Source organism: Microcoleus sp. BM001215392, from assembly GCF_036700185.1.
In the GTDB taxonomy this organism is placed as follows: Bacteria; Cyanobacteriota; Cyanobacteriia; order Cyanobacteriales; family Microcoleaceae; genus Microcoleus.
Map to the genome: position 1 here is coordinate 1 of NZ_JAUBOJ010000441.1, position 5,714 is coordinate 5,714.

Sequence of the window (5,714 nt, forward strand, 5' to 3'; positions counted from 1 at the left end):
CCAATCCCCAATCCCCAATCCCCAATCCCCAATCCCCAATCCCCAATCCCCAATCGAAGATGGTATAACTTCTTTTTCACCTCCAATGTCCCATGCCCAATACCCAATGCCCCTAATTCCTCTAATTCGTACACATAATTTTTTGTGCCATACCCGCCCCCAAACCAATGCGGTTGTCGCCAATCCCCACAATCACCGATCCCCCAGAATTGCTGACGATTTGAACTTCGATGCCGGGGACTAATCCCATGCCGATGAGGCGTCGCACTGTGCCTTCTGAACCTTTGAGTTTGACTATCCGCAGCTTGTCGCCAACGCTTGCCATCGCTAGCGGGAATGATTTACCTTGAGCTGAGTCTGGCTGAATTTCTGTGCTATCATCTGCGGTTTTAGAGACGGATGGTGTCTCGCCGTAAAAGGTAAAAGCCCCGAACTGTCTGGGGTTTAGCTGTTCGTTTTGTTGGCTGTATTCTTGGGTGTTTTCTTTCATCTGTTGTGCTTGTCGATCGATTTTAGTAATTTTTTGCTTAGGCTTGCTTGTCTGCCAGACTTGAGATTAATTCTCAATACTAGCGGCGCACTGTAGCATACATTGTTAAATTTTTCGTTTCCGCGAATTGTTTCCCGTTGTAATATTTCCGACGCAGCCATCTACCCCGCCCCTAAGGACGATTTTTTGGCGTGTTCCTAGTTTTAATCTCTCTTCCGTTAGATGCCAATGTGCGAGCGAATCCGTAGACAGCAATACTGACTGCTCTTAAGCATAGTAGATTAAAAAGGAATTATTGGCAACTATTCTCAAATAATTTAACAGACGGTTAACAAACTCAGCCTTAAGCGGGCAAGGGATACGAAGTCTCGATCGCATTTTCAGGGGTCGATCGCCCTAAATCCTCTAGCGGGCGATCGAGCATATATACTTAACTGTGAGGGCGATCGCGGGGGCATCGCCCCTAATTTACAATTTATCAAGAATTATGCCAGCAAGTTTTCTCCCAGAGTCGATCGCACAACTCACAGAATCTACCTCAATTAGCTTAGCCCAAAACATCCAACAAGAGGCAATTACAACTCCCCTAACACAGGGGCCAATTGCCACAACCTACGTGCGCCAAGGCAGCGGAAATACGCCTATTTTATTAATTCACGGCTTCGACAGTTCCGTATTTGAATACCGCCGCCTGTTGCCGCTGCTTGCCGAAAAAAATGAGACTTGGGCGGTTGATTTGTTGGGTTTTGGCTTTACAGAAAGAGCGGCGGCTTTACCATTCAGCGCGGGGGCAATTGGAAGTCACCTTTACTATTTTTGGAAAACGCTAATTTCCGAGCCGATAATCTTAGTTGGCGCGTCGATGGGAGGTGCAGCAGCAATAGATTTCACCCTCAATCATCCCGAAGCTGTCAAAAAATTAGTCTTAATAGACAGTGCTGGTTTTGCGGTAACATCTAACAAGGGAAAATTTTTAATTCCTCCTTTAGGATATCTCGCAACTTCATTTTTGCGATACCCTAAAATTCGCCAAAAAATTAGCGTCAATGCTTATTTCGACGAAACTTTGGCTACTGTTGACGCACAAACCTGCGCGGCTTTGCACCTGGAAATGCCCAATTGGAATCAAGCTTTAATTGCGTTTACCAAAAGCGGCGGTTACGGCGGTTTTGGGGCAAAACTATCGCAAATTCAGCAGCAGACCTTGATTTTGTGGGGAAAACAAGATAGAATTTTAGGGACTGCGGATGCAGAAAAGTTTCAAAGTGCGATCGCAAATTCCCAACTAATTTGGATACCGGATTGCGGACACGTTCCCCACTTAGAAAAACCACAGATTACCGCTCAACATATCTTAGATTTCACAGCTAAAGTAGCAGGTTCGTAGTCAGGACTTCAGTCCGCATCTCTTATCAGAGGACTGAAGTCCAAACGATCAAACTTTAAACCTTCGGTAAATACTTTTGTACAATCGTCCATCCTGTGAGCAACACAATCACAAATCCCCCACACAAAGCCAAATTAGTGCCAATGTGTAGCGGACGCGCCCAAGGATTTTTAGGGCCAATTTGCAGCCCGCTTCCCACAGAAACCAACATCAAAGCCACAACCGCTAACCCCGCCGGTAAATGAGCTGAGTGACCCAAATTCCCGTAGTATCCCAGCGTACCGACTACGCCAATACCCAGCAGTAAAATTACCAAAGTCGCCATCCCCGTACCAGTCGCCAAATGAAAGGGACGCAGCCATTTTGGGCGCTGCTTTTTGGTACTGCGGGCGACAAACATCCATGTTCCACTAACCGCCAGCAACAGGTAAGCTAGCAGGGAAACGCCCATTGACCAAGCCGCTATTTTCCACAACCACAAGAAAGAAGGCAAATTCATGATTTAAATCCCTAATTAGGGATTTGCCAGAAAGGTTTCTTTCCGATTTTACCTGGAAATACCGGGCAAAATAAATATTTTGGGGAAAAAGCGCGATCGGCTATCGGCAGCAGCATCTGTCTGACACTGAAAAGAAACGCCAGAACTCATACTCAGCTTCATTGACGTTATTGATATTAGCTGAAAAAACGCAACTGGTTGGTCAACTACTAACTCATCTCAACTACATCATTCCCAATCCCAAATCTCACTCAAGCAAATCGAAAATGGTAAGTATAAGCAAGAAGGAAGAAGATATACACAGCAACCTTTTTAGCGCTCCGTATTTTACGTTTAATTAGGTGGACTCACTTAGTAGGATGTGTCCCTTCAGTATTTAGGAACCGCCTTCCCATTCTAGGTTCGTGCTTTTGCTGTCCACGAAGGGCATTTTATAAAACCCGAATTTTTGTTCTAAGATTAATCGGAAAAACGGCAGACCTTCTATCAAATATCTTTTCCACAACCTTCTCGGTTCGCTTAACAGTCGGTACGCCCATTCTATGCCAACTTCGCTCATCCATTTAGGAGCTCTTGCTTTGCAACCAGCTTCAAAATCAATGGTTGCACCTACGGCTAAGAAAATTTTGACGTGTGTGAATTTGCTCTGATATTTAACCAGCCACTTTTCTTGCTTGGGCGCTCCTACTCCGATCGCCAAAACTGTAGCTCCAGATTGATTGATCGCATCGATTATTGTCTCACACTCTTCCTCATTTTTTTCAAATCCAAAAGAAGGGGAAAGTGCTTCAACCACTATTTCTCTACCAATTTTTTGGTTGATTTTTTCTTGGGCTTTCTTGGCAATACCTTCCGCCGCTCCTAGCAAAAATATTTTTATATTATCGTTATCTTTGTGATACATATAAAATGCCGGAAACAAGTCTGAACCAGAAATTTTTTCCTTCAGAGGAGTACCAAGAAATTTTGAAGCATACATCAATATTTGACTGTCGCAGACTCTATAACTCGATGTATTGTAAGCTTCATAAAAGTCGCGGTCATACTGCAACTTAATTAAGTGGTCTACATTGGGTGTAAATACGACACCGCCTTCAGAGTCTAGTTTTTCAAACAACTCTGTTATTGACAAGTTATCTATAGATACATTCAATAAATTCACTGTGTTCATTGCTTGTTACCTTCTAGTTTTAATCTTAAACTACAACTCAAACTGTCACCTACTTTGCACCCTCGTGTTTTTGGCTAATTGTTCAGGCAGGTGAATATACTTTCTTAAGTATATCCCTCTACAAGCTAACTGTCCACCAAGGAATTTTAAAGATTGTGTAAAGCATCATCTCTTTTCAGCCACAAATGAGCAAAATTGATTAATTTTTACAAAATGAAACATATTTTTTATTTTAAACATAATTCCTTGCTACTACTTAAATTTTTGTAAATTAAGGTAAATTATTTTCAGTTTTGACACTAACTCTTACCAATTTCAACAACTGATCCAACATTATTTCTAGGGTGCGGAGCCATCCACCATCCCTTGCATAAAGCTCCAAAATACCACAAATTTACAAGCGACAATATTTGAGGAGACAAACCAAACATTTGTTTGCTAGAAATACTTGAGAACCATGGTAAATTTTTGGGACTCTGAGAAATATCGCAAAACTCACGAGCTTGATTTGATGCCAAAATTAGAGATTTTTGAGTTTTTGTATGCCGTGAATCCAAAAAATTTTCAAGCTTGGAGCGCCAGGGTCGATCGCTCAGAGTCAAAATTATCCTGATTTTTGGTGAACCAGTGACTGTCTTTTTGGCTGCAAAGTCGTTTTGGTTTTCTTAGCCTTAAGACTTTCTGGGGCTTTTAACACCAAGCCAGATATTGCTCCAGCAATGACTGCAAAAATCGGATTAGTCATAGCGTTCAAAATACAGTCAAAGACGTACATAGTTAAGGCTACTCCCAGGGCCGCAGCGGGCGCTACTTTCGGATTAGACCAGGTTCGGGCGGGATACTTGAAGGCGCAAAATACGACAACAGGAAGTAACAATGAACAAAATAAACTAGCTAAGCCGACTGCACCGTGGGAACCAAATGAAATAATCCACAAGCTGTCTGTGACCGAGATATCTTTACCATACTGGTTGTACACGCGATTTCCCCCAGAATCCCCCCAGCCAAACAGAAATCTTTGCCGCGCTTTGTCCCCCAATATCTCTTCCATGTCAAATCTAAACTTCAGAGAGGCGGCTCGTTCTTCACCAAATATGGGATTGATTACACTCATCACGTCTTGGCTGGAAAATTGACCGGATGCAGCTACGTACAGATAAAACGTTATATATCCAATCACGAATAGTAGTGGCAAAGAAGTGCGAAACCACTTGCCACAAAATAATATGAGCAACGCGATAAAAAATAAAGTATAGGCGCCTGTAGAACGGCACAGGAAAAAAGCTATAGTTAATACAATTGCTAGAGTTTTGATGTTGCGGCCCTGAAACTTTTTGAGCGTCCCAGTTTGCCACAGCCAAACTGCGATTAAGGCTGCTGTCATCATCCACACGCCCACCATCAAACCGTGCTGCATAAATACTACCGGTCTCCACCCCCCCATGCGCCTTGCTTGACCCCAGTCCTCAAAGGCGCTGACGCCGTATATCATTTGGTGCAGAATAGGGCCCCTAACCCCTTCTATTAAGGTAAAAGGAATGTAGGCTAACCCACCGGCAAGAATTCCGATCGCCAATTGTCGCAGCCCGTCTAAACTACCGAGATACAGCCGTCCTAAAAAATAAGGCATACCCCAAGTAATTATTTGGTTGAAAGTTGGAGAAATCGGGCTCCCACCATTTGTAACTTGCGAAACAATTGGACACAAACAGCAAATTACCATTGGCACGTCCAGCCAACCAGGTTTAAAAGTGGTGATCCGCTCAGTGTCGTAGACAATAGTCGCCAGCAAAATTGCGTAGCAAGATGCCGATATTTTGGTATAGGGCGGCAGTAGGGGGATGGGATAAGAAGCTTGTGGCAAAAATAGCCACGCTACCACAAAACTTATAATTACCGCCCGCTGAGTCGGATATCTCACAAACAGGTAAAAAACGATCGGAATCCAGCCGAACATCACAATTGGAATTAATGCAACCATAGGTTTTTTTTGGCAGTAAAATTGTAGCCAGACAACTCAATTTTCCGGATAAAAATTATCGCAACGATCGCCTTTTCCCCGGATCTTTTAAACCAACCTCAATTTCACGCCTTGTCTGTTAATTCCGGCTGACCAGAAAGAATTGGTTGAAAGCCCGCCCGCCCGATCGGGATCAATTAAAATCAG

Annotated in this window: 6 protein-coding genes; 2 read left to right on the forward strand and 4 right to left on the reverse strand. The window is 43.4% G+C overall.

Annotated features, from left to right (window positions below; genetic code table 11):
• Nucleotides 1–121: 121 nt before the first annotated feature.
• Entirely contained in the window at nucleotides 122–490 is a 369-nt protein-coding gene (locus QT974_RS30155; protein WP_333472062.1) for a FeoA family protein, read from the reverse strand.
• Between the two features lie 487 nt (nucleotides 491–977).
• Here QT974_RS30155 and QT974_RS30160 point away from each other — a divergent pair, with 487 nt between their 5' ends.
• Nucleotides 978–1,877 (forward strand): alpha/beta fold hydrolase, encoded by a 900-nt coding sequence (locus QT974_RS30160; protein ID WP_333472063.1) that lies wholly within the window; start codon nucleotides 978–980, stop codon nucleotides 1,875–1,877.
• A gap of 55 nt (nucleotides 1,878–1,932) precedes the next feature.
• Here the strand turns inward: QT974_RS30160 and QT974_RS30165 are convergent, their stop codons facing one another.
• Nucleotides 1,933–2,376 carry a DUF4079 domain-containing protein gene (locus QT974_RS30165; RefSeq protein WP_333472064.1) on the reverse strand — a complete coding sequence of 148 codons (444 nt, stop codon included), beginning with the start codon at nucleotides 2,374–2,376 and terminating at the stop codon, nucleotides 1,933–1,935.
• 376 nt (nucleotides 2,377–2,752) lie between these two features.
• Entirely contained in the window at nucleotides 2,753–3,547 is a 795-nt protein-coding gene (locus QT974_RS30170) for a WecB/TagA/CpsF family glycosyltransferase (RefSeq protein WP_333472065.1), read from the reverse strand.
• A 457-nt stretch (nucleotides 3,548–4,004) separates the two neighbouring features.
• On the opposite strand from QT974_RS30170, the gene QT974_RS30175 reads away from it, so the two are divergent.
• Entirely contained in the window at nucleotides 4,005–4,160 is a 156-nt protein-coding gene (locus QT974_RS30175; protein ID WP_333472066.1) for a hypothetical protein, read from the forward strand.
• Here the strand turns inward: QT974_RS30175 and QT974_RS30180 are convergent.
• The gene (locus QT974_RS30180) at nucleotides 4,152–5,528 is read right to left on the reverse strand and encodes an O-antigen ligase domain-containing protein (protein WP_333472067.1); all 1,377 of its coding nucleotides are present in this window, start codon (nucleotides 5,526–5,528) and stop codon (nucleotides 4,152–4,154) included. The two genes, QT974_RS30175 and QT974_RS30180, sit on opposite strands and share 9 nt — an antisense overlap.
• Nucleotides 5,529–5,714 lie beyond the last annotated feature (186 nt).